The sequence below is a fragment of the Halobacillus yeomjeoni genome, assembly GCF_020171525.1.
Lineage (GTDB): Bacteria > Bacillota > Bacilli > Bacillales > Halobacillaceae > Halobacillus > Halobacillus yeomjeoni.
The window spans coordinates 1-18,632 of record NZ_JAIVAI010000004.1; the positions used below are offsets into that span (position 1 = coordinate 1).

Here is an 18,632-nt window from a genome sequence, read left to right on the forward strand (position 1 = left end):
CTGATAGGGTATTGTGGTGTCTTACTACTGTTTACCCGATTAACCTACGTATTTACGATCAAGGAGCTAGTTTCGTTCATTATAACTCGGACTTTTCGTCCTGTGGGGTCTCACCAAGCACTCTCTTCCCGCAGGAGTCTCCCGATTCCCCTCCGCCCTTTGCATTATAAAATCCGTGACATCTACGTAAAAAAGACCTATTATCAAGATCGTTCGGTCCTTATGCCACTCCTAAGAGAATGAAACACAGTAGCTAGGTTTTAAGATTTTATACTTCCTCCCATCAAGATGAAGTATTTCTTCCAAAAGATCTTGTTTGGAGGCACTCTGATGAAGCAGAGGGCGGAGGGAAAAGGTGAGACTCCTATGGGACGTGTGGGACAGGTGAGGCCCCGGAAGGCGTAGCCTGAGGAGACTTAGCGCCCGCCCCATGGAAAGCGAACCTTTTCCCGGAGCCCTACACGCATACAAACATTTCGTAATGAATACTTTTTTTGATGGATATATCAACACTAAACTTTAACAGAGCCAATTTTTTTAAGCTCTGTTCATCCCTATAAAAAAAAGAGACCCGGTATTGATTCCGAGTCTCTTCCAGTTATACGGTAAAGGATTGAAAAATCGTTTTTTCTTTCATAGGGTAGATTTCTCTTCCCAGAAGATGATTGATTATCACTTTATTACGATGGACCGATAGACCTAGATTCGTGGATCCCACCCCATGTGTATGGGAAATGCCACTATGAACATAGATCTCATTGGATGTTTCTTTTGTTTGTTTCAAACGATAATCCGGAGTAACTTTATACCTTCCATGTTCATCCCATTCTAAAAAGTCTTCGAGGTGGTGTACGAAGTCAGGTACATTCGGCTTGTAACCTGTAGCAGCAATGACGAGATCACTCGAATGAGTGAATTCTTCTTTTTTCTGCCAATGGTAGCAAGTCAGTTCATACCCTCCACCCTGTTTCGGTTGTATTTCTTTCACTTCACTCAGGACCTGGAGACCGACATTCGGTTCTTCTTCACCTACGGAATATTCATACAACAAGTTATAAATATCATTGACTGTGTGGTTACTGATACCTTTATAATACAGCCCTTGAGAAGCGAAAATTTCATCTTTTTGGTTCTGCGGCAGTTGATAGAAATAATTGACGTAATCAGGTGAGAAGTGCTCTAAACTCAATTTAGACTCTTCCATAGAAGCAAAACCAGGCGAGCGGGTAATCCAGTCTAATCGGAATCCATATTCACGCTGCTCTTTCAGCAATTCCCTGAATGTTTCTGCAGCACTTTGTCCTGACCCGATCACTGTAATAGATCCTGCGTTCCGACACCGGTCCTGATGAGATAAAAAGTCGGCAGTATGGAACACATCTTCCGAAGGCAGTCCTCGGAAAGACTTTGGGATAACAGGAATACTGCCTGTACCCATGACAAGGTTCCTTGATTTGAATGTCGTTTTTTCTCCGGACTCCAAATCATCCACGACAATTTCAAAGTATTCTTCTCCATCCTGCACGTGCCTGATATCCACAACTCTCTTCCCAAAACGGCAGCTATCAAGCTGAGCTGCCACCCATTGACAATAGTCGTTGTATTCACGTCTAGGGATATCTAGTCGTTGTAAAAAGTAAAATTGATACATACGATCATTTTTACTGATGTAATTCAAGAAACTGTATGGATTTGTCGGATCCGCCATTGTAACTAGATCCGCGATGAATGGTACCTGCATTTTTGTTCCTTCAATAAGCATACCAGGGTGCCAGTCAAAGGCAGCGTTCTGTTCAAAGAATAGAGCATCGACCGACTCATGCTCATCAAGTAAAGCCGCTAAGCTTAAATTAAATGGTCCGATTCCTACGCCGATTAAATCATGCATTTTCTCATGTTGTTCCATTTCTCACTACTCCTTTTTCAGAAAAAACAACGATTTCAGAAATTTACTCATCACTTATATGTTACCATATTCCCACTAAGATATAAGAAAAGTTTATCGATAGCGTCAGGGGGAAGGGATATGAGTGAGGTTCAACTTCAGCAAGTGAAAGACCGTGAATCATTAAAAAAATACTTACTACTCGCTGATGAAGATGAAAAAATCGTTGAAGGTTATTTAAACGAGGGAATGATGTATGCCATAACGGTCAACCAGGAAGTCGCAGGTGTCTGTTTGTTCATAGAGATAGAGGATGAAACCATAGAGTTGAAGAACTTAGCCTTGGACAAGAGGTACAGAAGAAAAGGAATCGGGAAGAAAACCTTGGAGATAGCGACAGAGATCCATCACCGCTCCTATACGTATATGGAAGTCGGTACAGCCAACTGCAGTTTAGATAATATAGCATTTTACCAGAAAGCCGGTTTCCGATTTCATAAAATCAAAAAAGATTTCTTCTTACGCTACCCTTCTCCTATTGTCGAGTTTGGCATCCAGGCCCTGGATATGGTCGTTTTCAGAAAGAAGATAAAAGAATAAGACTCTAAGTACTGGTTCATGATAGAAAACACTAATTAAAGCATAGAAAACGAGGAGGCACCCGCTATGAAGCTGCCGTCTAGATCCATGCTCCTCCCCTTCCTTATCTTTATAATAGCTGGATGTAATTCAGAGCAGCCGTTTACAAGTAAGATTGAAGAAGATATAGGAGAAATCACGATCCACATCAATAATGACTCAGCAAATCCTGTAACTTACAGGACAGATGACAAGGAAATCCTTGCAAACTTCATTGATGCCATGAATGCTATGCCCTGGAATGAAACGAGCGACAGTAGCTCTGTTTTTCACAAGGAATTCAGTTTATATGACAGCAACGGGAACCCCATGACAAAAGTGGTCTTTACTGGTGAAAATATTGCTGAAATGAACGGGGAACGATATGAAGTGGATGAAGAAAAGCTTCGAGCATTCATGGAAGACATCAATGATCATATTAAGTGGGAATAACCGGTATAATGCCGGTTATTTTTTTATGGCCAAATTTATGAAATTCATTTTACTCTCGGAAACCTTTCTTAAGAGGATAAAAACTCATAAATTTTCAGTTCACGCACATGCTAAGAAAAACGCACGCTGAAAGGAGTACGCGACAATGAAGCCATCAGGCAATGATTCCTCTCCGTCAACATCAGCTTCCCGACCGTTACTCCTCGATTTGAATGAGAGTTTACAATTGATTGAAACTACGATGGGTGAAAGTTCCGACCTGGTTGTCAGACATATGCAGATCGGAAAAACTCCTTGTGCCGCCTTATACATCGACGGACTCGTAGACAAAGAGACTATACAAAATTTCTTGTTGGAAGCCCTTATGCTTGAAATGCCTTCAAAGAGGGTGTCCACGAAACATTTATATCAAATCATTAAGGAAACCTCCCTCCCTATAGGAGAATTGAAGGAAGTGGATACGTACGAAAAGTTCTTCAAACACCTTCTATCAGGGGAAACCTTATTAATGTTAGATAAAGTTGATAAGGCTTTGGCAGCAAGTACAAGAGGATGGCAGGACCGTGGAGTTCAGGAGGCAACTTCTGAAAGTGTCATTCGGGGTCCTAAAGAAGCATTTACAGAGACTCTTAGAACGAACACATCATTGCTGCGGAGAAAAATCAAATCCCCTGAGCTCAGAATGGACAGTATGTCTATCGGTAAACGGACTCAGACCGATGTAGTCGTCAGCTATTTGGATGGGATTGCAGATGAACAAGTCGTGCAAGAGGTTCATCGACGACTGGAGCAAATTGATGTAGACAGCATTTTGGATAGCGGTTATTTAGAGGAGTACATTCAAGATGGACAATACTCTCCTTTTCCGACCATCTACTATTCTGAAAAACCAGATGCCATTGCAGCAGGTATTTTGGAAGGCCGGGTAGCTATTTTGACCGATGGGACCCCGAACGTACTGCTGGTGCCTGCATTGTTCGTCAACTTCTTTCAATCCAGCGAAGACTATTATCAACGTGCTGATATCGGAACGCTGATTCGTATATTGAGATTGGCTTGTTTCAATATCGCCTTATTCATGCCGTCACTCTATATAGCGTTCACCACGTTTCACCAGGAGATGATCCCCTCTTCTCTATTGATCAGTTTAGCGGCACAGCGTGAAGGTGTTCCGTTTCCAGCTTTCGTCGAAGCCATGATCATGGAGTTGACTTTTGAGATTTTGAGGGAAGCCGGAGTTCGACTGCCAAAACCTGTAGGTTCTGCAGTGTCTATCGTAGGAGCCCTCGTACTCGGTCAATCAGCGGTGCAGGCAGGGCTCGTATCACCCGCCATGGTCATTGTCGTTGCGCTGACAGCAATCAGCAGCTTTGTTTTACCATCTTATAACATAGCCATCCCTGTGAGAATGTTAAGGTTCACGTTTATGATCCTCGCGGCAACGTTCGGCTTGTATGGGATCATTCTTGGTTTGATCGGCATGGTTCTTCACCTTTGCAGCCTCCGTTCATTCGGGGTGCCTTACATGTCACCTTTAGCACCTTTTGTTCCAAAAGACCAAAAGGACGTACTCGTTCGTTTCCCTCGTTGGGGGTTGTTCTCAAGACCAACGTCCACTTCAAAGCAAAATGAAACGCGCACCAATCCAACATCAAAGGAGAGCTGATTATGGTTAAGAGGAAATGTTTTAAGAGAATCATTCCAATCATACTGGTCATGGTCAGCTTATTGATGCTGACAGGATGTTGGAACAGCAGGGAGTTGGATGAGCTTGGGATTGCGGTAGCAACAGGAATCGATAAAAACGAAGAAGGGGAATTCATCATCATCGTTCAAGTCATCAACCCTTCTGAGATTGCAACCGATGCTCCAACTACACGTCCACCGGTATCCAGTTATACGATTACAGGAAAATCAATGTTTGAAGCTTTTCGAAAGCTGACTACAAAGAGTCCGAGGAAAATTTATTTTTCTCAAATGCGGTTAGTCGTCATCGGTGAAAGGTTGGCTGAAGAAGGATTGATGCCTGCGTTGGACTTTCTTTACCGGGATCACGAATTCAGAACGTCTTTCTATATAGCTTTAGCAAAAGGGGAATCAGTAGAGAAAATGCTGAGTGTCATCACCCCCTACGAAAAAATCCCGGCCAACAAAATCATGAACTCCATCAAAGCTTCTGAGGAAGCATGGGCGTCTTCAAAAGGGACAACAATCGACAAAGTCCTTTCAGCTCTCAGATCTCCTGGCGAGAATCCTGTGATTGGCGGCATTGAATTGATTGGTGCAGACTACCCGCTCGGGGATAATAAGATGAACGTTGAACACGTGGATGCCCCGACCAAAGTTGAGCTTGACCACCTAGCTGCTTTCAAAGAGGACCGTTTAGCAGGGTGGCTGACGGAAGACCAAAGCCGCGGACTTAATTTCGCAACTGGTGATGTTAAGAGTACGATTCTACAAATTCCTTGTAAAGAAAAGGGAACGATCGGAATAGAAATCATCCGCACAAAAGCAGGGATGACCGGCAAGACTAACGGCACCTCCCCTCCCAAACTTGAAATTTCTGTGGAAACAGAAGCTAACATAGGGGAAGTGGCTTGTGATATGGATTTAAGTAATCCTGATACCATTGACTACTTGAATAAAGAGACAGAAAAAGAAATTAAAAAACTTATTGAATCAGCTGTAACAGTTGCGAAGGAAGATTTTGAAAGTGATATTTTCGGTGCTGGAAATGTTTTTCATAGAGATGAGCCGCGATATTGGAAGAAAGTCGAAAAAGATTGGAACAAACATTTTAAAGAGATGGATTGTGAGATCAAGGTTCAAGCGGATATAAGAAGAAAAGGAAATACGACTCAACCGATCGATAAGAAAGGATAAGTGAACTCATGTGGTCATCCATAGCGATTTTTTTGATAGGAGCAGGGATTTTCCTGTTTCAGTTTAAAAAACTTTACAAAAACAAAAAAATGAAAGAACTTTGGTGGTCTTCTTCAATATTGGTTGCGACAACTTTTATCAGTATATTAGAAAGCCGGGGTGTCGATCTCCCCAACCCTCTTGATTATATTTGGTCGTTTTATTCCACCATTCACTCATGGTTCGGGCTTTAATTAAGGAGGTCTCATTCCAATGGACAATCAAACGATCAGTCCCCGTCAATTTATGTTTCTTGTCATTTTTTTCACAATCGGCAGCTCTATTCTTATTGTTCCAGGCCCTGTCACTGAGCAAGCTAAGCAAGATTCCTGGATGTCCATTCTCCTTTCAATTCTGATAGGGGTGGCTATAATTATTTTATACAATAAAATTGGAGAACTTTCTGCTGGTAAGACATTCATAGAAGCTTTCAATGATGTATTCGGAAACTGGGTGGGACGGTTATTCAGCAGTTTTTATTTAGTTTTCGTATACATCCTGGCCGCCCTTGTCTTGAGAAACATCGGAGATTTCATGACATCTCAAATCATGCCGGCGACACCTTTGCAGTTCACTCACATTCTTTTCTTTGTCGTTGTGTTAGGTGGGACTTTTCTCGGCATTGAAGTAATCGGCCGTTCTTCGGAGATATTCATGCCTTGGATGATTCTTTTGCTCTTGTTCCTGTTTCTTTTCTCCTCACCTCAAATCAGCATGGATAATTTCAAACCTATATTGGGGGACGGGGTCTCTCCGATGCTTTCAGCCTCAAAAGTCATGATCAGCTCACCCATATTAGAGATGGTGGCACTATTAATGATTTTTCCTTATGTAAAAGAATTAAAGCAGACGAAAAAAGGGTGGATCATAGGGAGCGTAATTGGAGGATCCGTTTTATTAGGCATCACCAGCTTATGCATCCTCGTTCTGGGTAGTGATTTAACGATTATGAATACTTACCCCACTTACCGAATCGGGGAGAAGATATCAGTAGCAGGGTTTCTGGAAGGTTTGGAAATCTTTATAGCGATCATTTGGATGATGACGATCTTCTTCAAACTGATTGTCCTATACTACGCCTCTACGGTCGGGTTTGCTCAATTTTTAAGCTTAGACGACTACCGCCCCCTTGTTCTTCCGTTGGGTATGGGAACGATCATTCTCTCAATCATATCTTATCCGGATGTCGCCTATTTTGAAAGTTTCGTCGGTGAAATCTGGTTTTCTTACGCTCTTTCCATCGGCTTCATTTTGCCACTGATCCTTTTAGCAGGATTGTTAATAAAAAAGAAAATTAAACAAAAAGGTGCATAATGAATGAAGGGAGCTTTGTCCAAACAGACAAAGCTCCCTTTAATAATTTGGTTCAACGATCGTTAGCTGTCATTTTGTGATGGAGGTACTGGTGAAACGTCATTGAATGGATCTCTTCTTCTTGGGAAAGGTAGAGGTCCCCGTAATGATTAAGAAGTTCATCGCTTATCATCCATGATTCAGGCTTTCTATCATCTTTTTTCTGCATGATCAATCGCCCCCATCCTCTTTTCATCCCTATACCCTTTCTTCAGATAAAAAACACCCCTCCATGAAAAAATAGAGAAGGATGTCGGTGCAGCGCGTTGCCAGAACTTCTCTAAGTGCGAGCCGATTTCAGAGGCCATAAGAGCTTTTGTAAGGAGATATTAATAATCCCCATCATATTGTTATCTATTTTTTATATTGCATTTACAATTACCCTCTAAAATAAAACTGACATCACTAAAGGAGGCAGCTTATATGACAATTCAAAGAAAGTTGAGTATTATAACAGCTTCACTTTTCTTATTCATTACCCCTCTGGCCACATACGCTTCCGAGGGGCCGCTCTTATCGATAGGAAGTAAAGATGGAGGCATCGGAAACTCCACTCACTATACGGATTTAGCCCCTAATGTTTCTCTGGACCCAAAAGTGAATGATATCATTTACCCGCTTTTTGCTACTCCTGCTATAAAAGAAAAAGGGCAGACTCTTACAGTGAAAGTCGACACTCAAGGGAAAGAAGCGGCTGGCTGGAATGTAGAACTGAACCCGATAGACCAGTCTCCATTGAAAGAAACCCATACTTTGCCCGTTCAGGATATTTCTTCAGGAACGTCTCACTGGAAAGACAGTTCCAAAATATATGAAGTAACCGTACAAATTCCCGAAGAAGTACCAGAAGAACTCTATGACCTCGAGGTAGAATACACAGCGAATGGACAAAGGAAAACTGATGAACAGCCTCATTCTGTTCAAGTTGTCGAACAGTTCAATAAAGATTTCGAGTTTCTACATTTGACCGATACCCATGTAGGGTCTCCAAGAAATCTCGGTAATCATGACGACACTTCTACAGTAGATCCCGGAAGAACGAAAGAAGCAGGGATGTGGACCCCGGATGAAGATAGCCGCTGGCTGTACCTGCAGAAAGCGATAAAGGAAGTGAATATGAAAAAGCCGGACTTTGTCGTTGTGACCGGAGATCTTATGTATGGTCAAATGAATCCTCAGGAATATATCTACGAGTACGAGGAAACGTATCGAATGTTAAAAAAATTAGAAGTTCCTGTCTATCTCGTACCTGGAAACCATGACTATTATGCTCAAGATGCCACACTTGCAGATGGAGCAAAATATTGGGAAAAATATTTTGGACCGCAGTACTTCTCTTTTGATTACGGCCCTTATGCCCATTTCATCGGGTATAACTCGTTCGATTGGCACAAATTCGACCGGAGTGGTCACGGAACAGTCTCCGTACCAACCTGGGGCGGTCAGATCCGACAAGAACAGTTGGACTGGGTAAAACAAGATTTGAAAGATAATGCAAAGAATGCACACCCGAACCAAATCAGAGGTTTGTTCTCTCACCATAATCCATTATGGAGAGACCGTGAAATTTGGCCAGAGGATGACCCTGATGTACAAAAATATTGGAAACAATACGATGAACAGCACAACCCACAAACTGCAGAAACTCTCGCTCTGGGTGAAAAGCTTGGAATCGAGTATGACCAACAATGGCATGGGGAGAATGCAAAAGAATTGATGGATATAATGGAACGTAATGATGTCGACCTCAGTCTGCACGGTCATACGCACATCGATGACATTTCGAAGAAGAATGGAATTCTATATGCGACCACAACATCCATTGAGTTAAGCGGTAAACCATGGGCAGGCTTCCGTCCTTTCCAAGTCAACGATGGCAACATTCAAGATTATAATTATGAAGACCCTGACCGCTCTGTTCCTGTGTACCAGCATGGTGATACAGAAAGCGGAGTGATGTCACTTGAGTCTGATTATGAGAATGCCAATGACGGAACCGCTACGAGACAAACAATCCAAGTAACGAATCGATTGAAGAGAGAAATGACCCTGACCCTCCCTGCATATCTGGTCAAAGGGGATTACAGCGTATCCACTGGAAATGTTATTCAGGACCGATCATCTGGAGATAAGCAAGTGATAAAAGTGCAGGTGACCGTTCCTGCTGAAAGCTCAAAAGAAATCGTCATCAAATAAACCACAAGCCCCCGACACCAACCGGCTCGGGGCTTTTCTTATTTAAATCTATATGATCATAGCCACTAAACCTGACCATTTCCTTAACTGTTTTCATGAGCTTGATCAACACTAACCTTTGATAAAGGAAACAAGAAAGGGACGACATCCTTATAGGTGTCGTCCCTTCCTGTTGAAAGAACAGCAATCATTAAAAAAATAACTTGGCTTATCCTTCATATTTCAGGCTGGTTATTGAATACTCCCGCCAGCTGCATCGTAGCGTGCATTGAACTCTTGTAAGAATTGATTGGTGATATCAGCATCATGGATGAACAGCATGTTTTCATCGTTGATATCATTTCCGTTCGTACTCCAATTTGTAGAGCCGACGATGACAGTCGGATCACTAGTAGGATTTTCAGCATCAATCAACATCGTCTTACTATGCATCTTACGATCTTCATTGTCTTTGTATACAGGTGCTGGATTGTTCCACCTGACATTCGGGTTATTTTCGGAAGTTTGAGATGCTGTCCGACCAGTCATTTCGATCGCCGCAGACCACCATTGATTCCAGAAGCCTTCATCAAAGACACCTTTGACATCAAAACCTGTCAATGTCCCTTCCATGTCATTGTAGGAACCTTCCCATTTGTTCTTAAGCTCATTGACTAACGTCTGGTCGCTCCAAGCGAAAATAGTAAAGTAACTGCTGTAATCCGCTTCATTTTTTACGTATGTCGCCATTTTTCCTACTGCATCATCTCCAGCAGAGAAATAAACGTCAACTGTTTTTCCACCTACATTGACCGTATGTTGTGTATTATCGATTTTACGGCTGCCATAATTCGAAGCCACAGGGTCTGGTGTCATTCCAGCACTTCCCCACATTTCATCAAATTCCGTCTTAAAAATAGAAGCTAAATCTGAACTGTTGATTTCTACGACGTGCTGGGTATTACCACCAAGAACGTCATTATTCATATTATCTTCAGTACCGTAAAGCCCTGTAACCGTAAAGTTCCAGCTTCCTGTGAACACCCACTTGCCATCAACGACAGCAAATTTGTTATGCATTTGATCATCAGGAGAGTAGTAACTATCCACATCTTTTTCCTCTGCATCTGCAAGCATATAGCCGGATTCTGTTCCACTTCCTACTGAAACCGTCACTTGGTTCATTCCGGTCGGTGTAGATGGCAGATTATATTGTTGACGGAGAGTTTGGTCTTCTACGGCAAACATGATCGAGTCTGAGAATACCTCGACATCGTCAGCCGTACCGATCGTTCCATCCTGTCCGCGAACCAGCTGTTCCATATACAACCTCATTGTTTGATAACGCTCCGTATAGTGTGGATCACTCGAGTCTTTCGCATCTGCGATGACTCTTACATCCACCCCTTGAGCTGCTTTAGCTGCAAGAGCATCAATCACACCTGGTAAGTTGATTTCATACGTGGCAAAATCAATAGACGTCGTCGCACTGTTGATTCGTTCAATCAAACGATCTTCTAAATTTACATTGTAGTTAGCTTTGTTTCCTGTTGTAGCATATTGATCGTAGGCACATTTATTAAAGTAAACATTAATTGCATCAGGAGCATCTGAAACATTGTTCAACTGCTCGGTACTTGTTGAACACCCATTGGACGTGGTCGTGCCCGCAGCTTTTGGAGTGCCTGCCCCTCCTGAATAAGAATCAGTTGCCGTAGCCCAATTAGATGCTGTTGTCCCATCGACGCCCGGGTCCACACGTTCCATCGTCGCTTTCGTATCATTGTCTCCAGCATACCAGCTGTCTACGGAATCTATTAACGTACTTCCTGCATCCTTAAGCTCAAGGATTTCTCCTGAATTTGAAAGAGATCCAGAATAAATCAAATCCGCAGCTGTTCCTGATACGGTTGAGTCATCTGTACGCTCTAACAGGTAATAACCATTAGCAGGAATTGTGCCTGTCAGATTGATGGCAGGAGATCCATCTGCCGCATTTAATGTCCATCCATCCAAAGTAATCGTTGATCCTGTAGGGTTATGTAATTCAATCCATTCATCATTATAGCTTGTCGTTGTTCCCATCCAAGCTACTTCGTTGATGACAACATCATGTTTCGTCGCTGCATGAGATGTTTCATTTGGTGAATAAAAAGAAACATTCAGCATGATAATCGTGAGCAATACTACAAAAACATTTTTCAGTTTCATGAGGTCAATCACTCCTTATGTATGATGGGTGTTACACACTTAAACCTATCACATAGAAAGAGTGATTTTTCAAAAATTAATAAATCTTTACGAAAAAGGAGACAAAACGATCAGTATATGGAAAATTTTAATGAAATTTCGGGACTTTTACTTTTGTAAAACCTACTAAAGTCATATCCAATATGTGCGGATCAGATTCAGTCCATCGTATCCGAATTTACATCCAAAACCTATCAAAACGATACTTGCGACACTGTTGATACTTTTCAGTACGAAGGGGTTGGCGAGAAAGCGGCCAAAGTGCATAGTGAATGCTAAATTGATGTTCCACAAGCCTATCCCTACAAACACCAATGAACTGACTAAGAAAGAATGAAATAAGTTTTCTTCTTGAAAAGCTCCGCTAAGGACAGACCCATAAATGCCAACCCAAAATAGAATGTTCATAGGATTGGTCCCCGCTATAAGAAACCCTTTCATGAATGACCCCAACCTCATTCTAGTCTCAGAAGGCAGCCGCTCTGTCTTTCTCTCCTCTACCTTTAATTGATCGGTACGAAGGCTTGTCCACCCTGTCTGAATTAAAATTATGCACCCTAAGAGCATTAATGTAATTTTCACCCATGTCCAAGTCAAAACCGTTGAGATACCTGTAAACATCGCACCCATCAATACTAAATCAGAAGACATCCCGCCCAGACCGACGAAAAGTGCAGGCCAAAATCCAAAAGCCAGTCCTCTTTTGATGATTTCGACATTGATTGGCCCTACTGGAGCAGCAATGGATAACCCGAGAACAATATATCCCGCAATGGTAGCGAACATCGAGCTCCCCCTTTTCTGAACACTTCTTTAAATATTACATGTGAAAAAGAGGTGGGTTAGAACTACAATCTCTTAATCTTTGAGTACTTTCTTTTACTTCATTTCTCTTGGCTCTGTTAAAATCTATTGTTGATATTTAAACGATTTCTTACTAGTTCACATGTCTGAGTTGTGATTTCCGTCCGTTCTTTACTAGGAGTATGGGAAGGCGTCAGCCTGAGGAGACTCACGGTACCCCACGGAAAGCGAGTCATTCTAGAAGGCCGCTTCACACTAATTCTTCTACGGAAATAGTTGTGAGCTCACAAGTAAAATAACAACCTTAAAGATAAACGGAGCCTTCCTCGTAATAATACCTATTTCCGAGTAAGGTTCAGTTATTGCTGATGGGATACAAATAGCTGCTATCACCTGAAGCAGCACGCTTCTCTAAGTACACAAAAAAGACCACCTGAACAGGTGGTCTCAGTCCACGACAAAATAAGCAATCATCGGGCCTTCATCTTGGATACTTCCATGCGTGTGACATACCAATTGATATATGCCTTCTTTTTCAAACTTCACATCAATGACGGTTTCTTTTCCTTGCTTAACGACCCCTTGGATGTCTGTACCTTCGATTTCAAAAGGGTGTTCTTTCCCATTGACGCCATAAATGCTCAATTGGATCGGTTCCCCTTCTTCGACAAAGATAGTACTTGGATCCCATCGATAGGATTCGATGGAGTCACCTTCTACCGTTTCAGCCTTGAACTCTCCAGTTACAAGGTGAATTTTACGAGGATCCTTGGATATAAGCGATTCGGTTGATGTTGCGACAGCTGCTGTCCAAAAATAGCTCCCGATAAAATAAGCCATCAATGCCAGACAAACAGCTCCAAAAATCCACCCGACTTTCTTAGCTGATATGATCCATGCGTCCACCCGCATCCCTCCTGTAAGCTTGTACAATCATGTATATGCATACAAGCTGAAAAAAGTCGTCTGCGGTTGAACTTAGAGAATTTTCACTTCGAGTTAGAGTAAAATGAACGAGGAACTGGTGATTCAAACCGCAGGACCTTTCCACTCTTAGGGTGTACGAATGTCAGTATTTGAGCATGTAGACCTAAACGCTTTAGTGGATTCGTATTTGCTCCATACTTTTTATCTCCCACTATGGGGTGGCCTATATCTTCCATATGGACACGAATTTGATTTTTTCGGCCGGTTTCTAATTGAACCTCCAGTAAAGTGTATTTTCCGTTACTTTGTATCACTTTATAGTGAGTGACCGCTTTCTGACCACCCTTCGGATTTTGACTTGATATCATTTTCAACGTCTTGCTCTCCCGAAGAAATGATTCGATCGACCCCTGTCTTTTCTTCACCGATCCTTCCACTAATGCCACATAAGTACGCTCTTTCACAACTTTTTTCCATGCTTTTTGAAGCGTGTTTTTAACATCTTCACTTTTCGCAAACATCATCACACCCGAAGTGTCACGATCCAACCGGTGTACGATGTAAATCCGATTGTTCGGATTTTTACTTTTGACATAGTTCATTAACTGACGGTGGGCAGTCAATTGTTTCTCCTTATGGGAAGCTATGGACAGCAGCCCGGAACTTTTCTCAATGACAATAATATGATCGTCCTCATGAAGAATTTCCAGTCCGTGGAGAGTTGAAGTTCTTTTAGCTACCTTATTTTTGACTATTTGGATCTTTTGGCCCGGATGTACCTCCAGGTTATGCCGGGTTTGCACTTCATCATCCACAATGACTTGCCCACGTTTCAAAATGGATTTCACAGAATTCCGACCCGTTTCTGGTAATGATTGAATGAGAAATGGTAATAGCTGAGACGTTTCTTTGACGAGCAAGTGCTGCGGTTTCTTGTTGTTTTTACGTGGCATGATTTTTCCCCCGTTACACAGTTTTCATTAAGTTTACCACGCGTAACGAAAGAAAACTTAAAAAAAGAGCAACTCATATGAGCTGCTCTTCACTTTATTTGAACCAATCCAACTCTAACCAGTCGACATAAGATGAAGATTCACTCTTCTCTTTATGGTCACCTAGCAGAAGTGAATTACACTTCTGATTAAAATCAAATGGGATTGCTTGTTCGTAGTTCACTGGTATGATGTCTGCATCTCTATATTTGGTGAACGGAGTATCCAGTGAACGTCCTCCCACTCTGTCTTTTCTCAATTCATCCACGACTATTCCACCGATCTGCCGTCCCAGACGAAGACCTTCATCATTATCTACCGGGTAATGGACACCAGCATATAAGCGGGATTTGGCATTTTCCTCTGCTAGCTGATGGAGTTTATCTCGTTCAGCGGGGAAAAAGTAACTTAAAATGACTTCTGCCGCTCCAGAGATCGTGGCGTGACCTGAAGGATAGGAAGGGTGATTCGGTGTACAAATAACCGTTGCCAACTCTTGATCGAGTTGATTTGGTCTTGGCACGAGCCATCTATACTTCAGTGTCCAACAGACCACAAATGCATCATTCATACCACTATATAAAACTCCCAGTATTCTCGCTGCCCGAGGTGCCTCCACTCCATACGTATCAATCAATCGATCGGCTATTGGTGTCCATTGTTTTGATGCAGGGCCATCCCCCCAATATTTGGCGATAAGGATTTGTCTTTCAGTCAAATGAGCAAGTGTTTTCTTGACCTTTTTCAATTCTTTATACCAATCGATGGTTTCAGGGTGTTTGATCGCCAGACGGATTGCACTGCCATCCAATGTTTCAAAACCATATCTTCGACTATGTCTAATGAAATACGTTTTCCAATGGGATGCTTCCGGTTCTACGCCTCCACTGATCGTCGGTGGATTTTTCTCACCTGCATAGGGAAGTGACGTCCACAAAGGATAACTTCTTTTCTTTGAAGACATCGTCTCACCTCCTTTTTTATAAACTATGACTGGAGCCCTGAGGGAGTGTATAAGAAAACAAAAAAAGTACTCTGCTAAAAGAGGCAGAGTACTTTCATTCAAAATATAGATGATGTTTAATATCAGCACACCATCACTTATATAACTTTTTCATCTTCATAGGTCGATGCGGTAAGTAAAGAGACAGATCGTCATTCTCACCTACAATGCTGTCTCTTATGATTTTTGCCAGTAACATGTTGTACACAGTCCCATTATCTCCATATCCTAAAAGGAAGTAACTGTTCGGATATTCCTTGTAGCTTCCAATCATCGGAAGTCCATCGACCATTCCCCCGTAAAAAGCTGCCGCAAAAAATTCAGGCTCTACAGTTATATCCGGGAAGCGGGCATTCAACTCTTTGACTAACAAGTCACGTTTGTGAATCATTTTTTGATCCCGCTCTTCTGCATCGTCAATGGTTTCATCCAGTCCTCCTATGATAATGCGGTTATCCGGAGTCGTTCGCATATAAATGTATGGACGCGCCGTCTCCCATAATAACGTTTGCTTATACCACCCCGTGAAAGAAGCCACCGGAGCGGTTGTCATCGTATAAGTGCTTTCAAAACGTGCCTTTTTCTCTGTTTTTATTTCCATACATTCATAACCTGCAGCATAGACGACGGTTTTAGCATGGATGGAATGACCAGTATTCGTGCGGATGACCGGTTGTTGATTTTCGTAATGCTCACCGACCATTCCGGTGTGCTCGTACACCTTCACCCCTCTTTTGTGAACATACGAAAATAATCCATGGGTAAATACATAGGGGTTCATCTCTGCATCATTCTTTGAATAAATGGCTCCAAGCCTTGAAAAAGAATAATGATTTCGAATCCATTTCTCAGACACCCATTCCACCGGCGCCCCTCTTTCCTGAAGCCATCGGCATTCTTTCTGCAGCGATTCTAAGTCTTTCTGTTCACTGACATAATACAGTGTATCCCTTCTCGTAAAGTCCGCATCAAAAGCAATCTCTTGAGAAGCCTTTTCAATTTCATCAATTGCGTGCTGACACAACTGCAGATGTCTGGTGATATAATCATCTCCGAAACTATGGATGAGATCTGTAAACATTTTATCCCCAGAGTACTGGAGTAAACACGTATTTGTCGCTGAACTCCCGAGTCCAATGATTTCTTTTTCAATGACCACTACCTCGAGACCTGTATCGGCAAGATAATAGGCACTTTGAGCTCCTGCTGTTCCACCTCCTACAATCAACACATCACAGGATATATCTTTATCTAAAGGTGAATACTTCGGTGCATCTTTGAATGTAGATGGCCAATAATAACTTCCGGATTGAACATCCATGGCATCGCTGCCCCCCTTTTCCTTACTTTTCTTTAGTATGGGGCTATTCACGATAAGATATGTTTTTAACAGCGTTTATCTCTTAAAATTCATCTTCAGAGGGGAGGAAAAGATAATTCAAAGCACACAAAAAAAGCAGGCATGTTATGCCTGCTTAAGGTCTGCCGGGAATGCCAGCCCGATCTGCTTTCTTGCTTCGGTCATGATCCTTGATGCCAGAGTTGAGCTTAGATGGGAGTTGATCACCGATTGTTTTTCACCATTCTCGATCAACTTGATGAACTCGTTCATCTCATAGTACATCGGATCAAAGTCCTGTTGGACGGATAGGTCTTCAACCTTTCCATTATTGTACCGAATTTCAATATTGCTTGGTTCTGAAATATCTTCAATCAGTATTGCCCCCTCTTCCCCTTGAATTTCAGAGGGAGTATGAGAGGTTTGGATTTTAGAGAACATGATGATTGCTTCCATCTCGTCATAAACAGCAGTTATGCTTCCTTCTCCATCCACGCCTGATTCTAGAAACAATGCATTTCCACGCAACGACTGAGGCTCCCCGAATAAGACGACCATAGGGTAAATTCCGTAAACCCCCATGTCCATTAAAGAACCATTAGAAAATTTCGGGTTGAACGCATTCATTACTGTACCCTCTTTGTATGCATCATAGCGGGAAGAGTACTTGCAGAAATTCCCTACGAAACGGCGCACTCGTCCAATTTTATGTAAGTTGTCTTTCACTTTTAAAAATCCCGGCATAAGAGTGGATTTTACCGCTTCCATGAGAAGTACTCCTTCTTCTTCAGCCACTGAGAGCATTTCTTCAACCTCATCAACATTCGAAGCCATTGGCTTTTCACAAAGAACATGCTTCCCTTGTTTCATACAAGCAATCGCTTGTTCTTTGTGAAAAGCATTGGGGCTTGCGATATAAACAGCATCCATTTGACTGCTCGCCACAAATTCTTCAATCGTTGTATAGGTGTATGATGCACCATGTTTGGATGCAAACTCCTCAGCTCTTTCTTCTGTTCTCGAATAAACAGCTGTCAATTCAAATTGAGGATGTTGAGAAGCTGCATGAATCAATTTATCTGTAATCGTATTGGTACCAATGATTCCGAAACGAACCAAAGACCTCCACTCCTTTCAAAGCAATATGATTTCATTATACATGAGAATAAAAAAGACCTACACCTTGTGCGGTCTTCAGTGGATATACCTCAATGCTTTTTTAGCCAACACGGTCTGACCCTTTTTTGATGGATGGACATCTCCCTTCAATATATAATCCGGATGCCCTCTGAATGCTTTATGTGCATCTATGAGTTCGATATCTGTAAAGTGGCTCATCAATTTAACTAAAGATGCAAGTTGCTGATTGATATAATATAAAACCGTCTCCAGCTGCTGGTCCGATTCAGGGTATGGATTGTAGATGTTGTATACGAGAATTTTCCCTTCAGTCAATTTGTCAATTTCAAGTATCGTTGAAAACAGGTGATACATCCAGTCACGCAGGACAGGGATGACTTCTTTTATTTCAATCCCTTGAATGCCTCCATTTCTTTTGACGACATTCAATAAGTCATTCCCACCAATATAAACGATGACATAATCGGCATCTTTTATAGACTCTCTATACGACTTATCTGTAAGAACTGCTTCATATAATTGTTTAGACGTCATTCCCGGAACAGCTATATTCCTTACTTCTAATCCTTTTTTCTGTCCAATAATGAACGGAAATGCATATTGGGAAGGTTTTTTTTCGTCTTTTGATAAATGGTAGCCAAAAGGAATTGAGTCCCCTAATGCCACCAAATGCTGTTCAGTATGAGCTGACACATGTCCCGGAACAGAAGATAAAAGGAGTATAATTACGATCACTATGTTCTTCATGTCGTTCCCCCTTTGCTCATTTAT

The 18,632-nt window shown here is 42.0% G+C and carries 16 protein-coding genes; 6 read left to right on the forward strand and 10 right to left on the reverse strand.

Annotated features, from left to right (window positions below):
* Positions 1-598: 598 nt before the first annotated feature.
* Positions 599-1,906: a lysine N(6)-hydroxylase/L-ornithine N(5)-oxygenase family protein gene (locus LCL89_RS11890; RefSeq protein WP_224810285.1), complete on the reverse strand. Its 1,308-nt coding sequence runs from the start codon at positions 1,904-1,906 to the stop codon at positions 599-601.
* 120 nt (positions 1,907-2,026) lie between these two features.
* On the opposite strand from LCL89_RS11890, the gene LCL89_RS11895 reads away from it, so the two are divergent.
* From LCL89_RS11895 to LCL89_RS11915, 5 genes are all read left to right on the forward strand, one after another.
* On the forward strand, positions 2,027-2,485 hold the full coding sequence (locus tag LCL89_RS11895) for a GNAT family N-acetyltransferase (protein ID WP_224810286.1): 459 nt from the start codon (positions 2,027-2,029) through the stop codon (positions 2,483-2,485).
* A 66-nt stretch (positions 2,486-2,551) separates the two neighbouring features.
* A complete protein-coding gene (locus LCL89_RS11900; RefSeq protein ID WP_224810287.1) occupies positions 2,552-2,956 on the forward strand; it encodes a hypothetical protein in 405 nt (134 codons plus the stop codon).
* A 145-nt stretch (positions 2,957-3,101) separates the two neighbouring features.
* Entirely contained in the window at positions 3,102-4,622 is a 1,521-nt protein-coding gene (locus tag LCL89_RS11905) for a spore germination protein (RefSeq protein ID WP_224810288.1), read from the forward strand.
* A 2-nt stretch (positions 4,623-4,624) separates the two neighbouring features.
* Positions 4,625-5,839 (forward strand): Ger(x)C family spore germination protein, encoded by a 1,215-nt coding sequence (locus LCL89_RS11910; protein ID WP_224810289.1) that lies wholly within the window; start codon positions 4,625-4,627, stop codon positions 5,837-5,839.
* Positions 5,840-6,091: 252 nt separating this feature from the next.
* Complete coding sequence (locus LCL89_RS11915; protein ID WP_224810290.1) at positions 6,092-7,192, forward strand: GerAB/ArcD/ProY family transporter; 1,101 nt, start codon at positions 6,092-6,094, stop codon at positions 7,190-7,192.
* Between the two features lie 52 nt (positions 7,193-7,244).
* Here LCL89_RS11915 and LCL89_RS11920 read toward each other — a convergent pair whose 3' ends face one another.
* Positions 7,245-7,427 (reverse strand): hypothetical protein, encoded by a 183-nt coding sequence (locus tag LCL89_RS11920; protein ID WP_224810291.1) that lies wholly within the window; start codon positions 7,425-7,427, stop codon positions 7,245-7,247.
* Positions 7,428-7,654: 227 nt separating this feature from the next.
* Here LCL89_RS11920 and LCL89_RS11925 point away from each other — a divergent pair, with 227 nt between their 5' ends.
* A complete protein-coding gene (locus LCL89_RS11925; protein WP_224810292.1) occupies positions 7,655-9,427 on the forward strand; it encodes a metallophosphoesterase family protein in 1,773 nt (590 codons plus the stop codon).
* Between the two features lie 231 nt (positions 9,428-9,658).
* Here the strand turns inward: LCL89_RS11925 and LCL89_RS11930 are convergent, their stop codons facing one another.
* The 8 genes from LCL89_RS11930 to LCL89_RS11965 form a co-directional block, all read right to left on the reverse strand.
* Positions 9,659-11,617 carry a phospholipase D-like domain-containing protein gene (locus tag LCL89_RS11930; protein WP_224810293.1) on the reverse strand — a complete coding sequence of 653 codons (1,959 nt, stop codon included), beginning with the start codon at positions 11,615-11,617 and terminating at the stop codon, positions 9,659-9,661.
* A gap of 171 nt (positions 11,618-11,788) precedes the next feature.
* Positions 11,789-12,442: a LysE family translocator gene (locus LCL89_RS11935; protein ID WP_206760703.1), complete on the reverse strand. Its 654-nt coding sequence runs from the start codon at positions 12,440-12,442 to the stop codon at positions 11,789-11,791.
* A gap of 465 nt (positions 12,443-12,907) precedes the next feature.
* Entirely contained in the window at positions 12,908-13,372 is a 465-nt protein-coding gene (locus LCL89_RS11940; protein ID WP_197317015.1) for a cupredoxin domain-containing protein, read from the reverse strand.
* A 77-nt stretch (positions 13,373-13,449) separates the two neighbouring features.
* Positions 13,450-14,340, reverse strand: a complete 891-nt coding sequence (locus LCL89_RS11945; RefSeq protein ID WP_224810294.1) for an RluA family pseudouridine synthase — start codon at positions 14,338-14,340, stop codon at positions 13,450-13,452.
* A gap of 94 nt (positions 14,341-14,434) precedes the next feature.
* The gene (locus tag LCL89_RS11950; RefSeq protein WP_224810295.1) at positions 14,435-15,343 is read right to left on the reverse strand and encodes a vanadium-dependent haloperoxidase; all 909 of its coding nucleotides are present in this window, start codon (positions 15,341-15,343) and stop codon (positions 14,435-14,437) included.
* 133 nt (positions 15,344-15,476) lie between these two features.
* Positions 15,477-16,703, reverse strand: coding sequence for an NAD(P)/FAD-dependent oxidoreductase (locus tag LCL89_RS11955; RefSeq protein WP_224810296.1), 1,227 nt, complete (start codon positions 16,701-16,703; stop codon positions 15,477-15,479).
* A gap of 144 nt (positions 16,704-16,847) precedes the next feature.
* Complete coding sequence (locus LCL89_RS11960; RefSeq protein WP_224810297.1) at positions 16,848-17,840, reverse strand: Gfo/Idh/MocA family protein; 993 nt, start codon at positions 17,838-17,840, stop codon at positions 16,848-16,850.
* Positions 17,841-17,915: 75 nt separating this feature from the next.
* Positions 17,916-18,608, reverse strand: a complete 693-nt coding sequence (locus LCL89_RS11965; RefSeq protein ID WP_224810298.1) for a GDSL-type esterase/lipase family protein — start codon at positions 18,606-18,608, stop codon at positions 17,916-17,918.
* Positions 18,609-18,632 lie beyond the last annotated feature (24 nt).

Coding starts and splice junctions, on each gene's coding strand:
- LCL89_RS11890 (WP_224810285.1), bottom strand. CDS start 1,906: ATGGAACAACATGAGAAAATGCATGATTTAATCGGCGTAGGAATCGGA.
- LCL89_RS11895 (WP_224810286.1), top strand. CDS start 2,027: ATGAGTGAGGTTCAACTTCAGCAAGTGAAAGACCGTGAATCATTAAAA.
- LCL89_RS11900 (WP_224810287.1), top strand. CDS start 2,552: ATGAAGCTGCCGTCTAGATCCATGCTCCTCCCCTTCCTTATCTTTATA.
- LCL89_RS11905 (WP_224810288.1), top strand. CDS start 3,102: ATGAAGCCATCAGGCAATGATTCCTCTCCGTCAACATCAGCTTCCCGA.
- LCL89_RS11910 (WP_224810289.1), top strand. CDS start 4,625: ATGGTTAAGAGGAAATGTTTTAAGAGAATCATTCCAATCATACTGGTC.
- LCL89_RS11915 (WP_224810290.1), top strand. CDS start 6,092: ATGGACAATCAAACGATCAGTCCCCGTCAATTTATGTTTCTTGTCATT.
- LCL89_RS11920 (WP_224810291.1), bottom strand. CDS start 7,427: ATGAAAAGAGGATGGGGGCGATTGATCATGCAGAAAAAAGATGATAGA.
- LCL89_RS11925 (WP_224810292.1), top strand. CDS start 7,655: ATGACAATTCAAAGAAAGTTGAGTATTATAACAGCTTCACTTTTCTTA.
- LCL89_RS11930 (WP_224810293.1), bottom strand. CDS start 11,617: ATGAAACTGAAAAATGTTTTTGTAGTATTGCTCACGATTATCATGCTG.
- LCL89_RS11935 (WP_206760703.1), bottom strand. CDS start 12,442: ATGTTCGCTACCATTGCGGGATATATTGTTCTCGGGTTATCCATTGCT.
- LCL89_RS11940 (WP_197317015.1), bottom strand. CDS start 13,372: ATGCGGGTGGACGCATGGATCATATCAGCTAAGAAAGTCGGGTGGATT.
- LCL89_RS11945 (WP_224810294.1), bottom strand. CDS start 14,340: ATGCCACGTAAAAACAACAAGAAACCGCAGCACTTGCTCGTCAAAGAA.
- LCL89_RS11950 (WP_224810295.1), bottom strand. CDS start 15,343: ATGTCTTCAAAGAAAAGAAGTTATCCTTTGTGGACGTCACTTCCCTAT.
- LCL89_RS11955 (WP_224810296.1), bottom strand. CDS start 16,703: ATGGATGTTCAATCCGGAAGTTATTATTGGCCATCTACATTCAAAGAT.
- LCL89_RS11965 (WP_224810298.1), bottom strand. CDS start 18,608: ATGAAGAACATAGTGATCGTAATTATACTCCTTTTATCTTCTGTTCCG.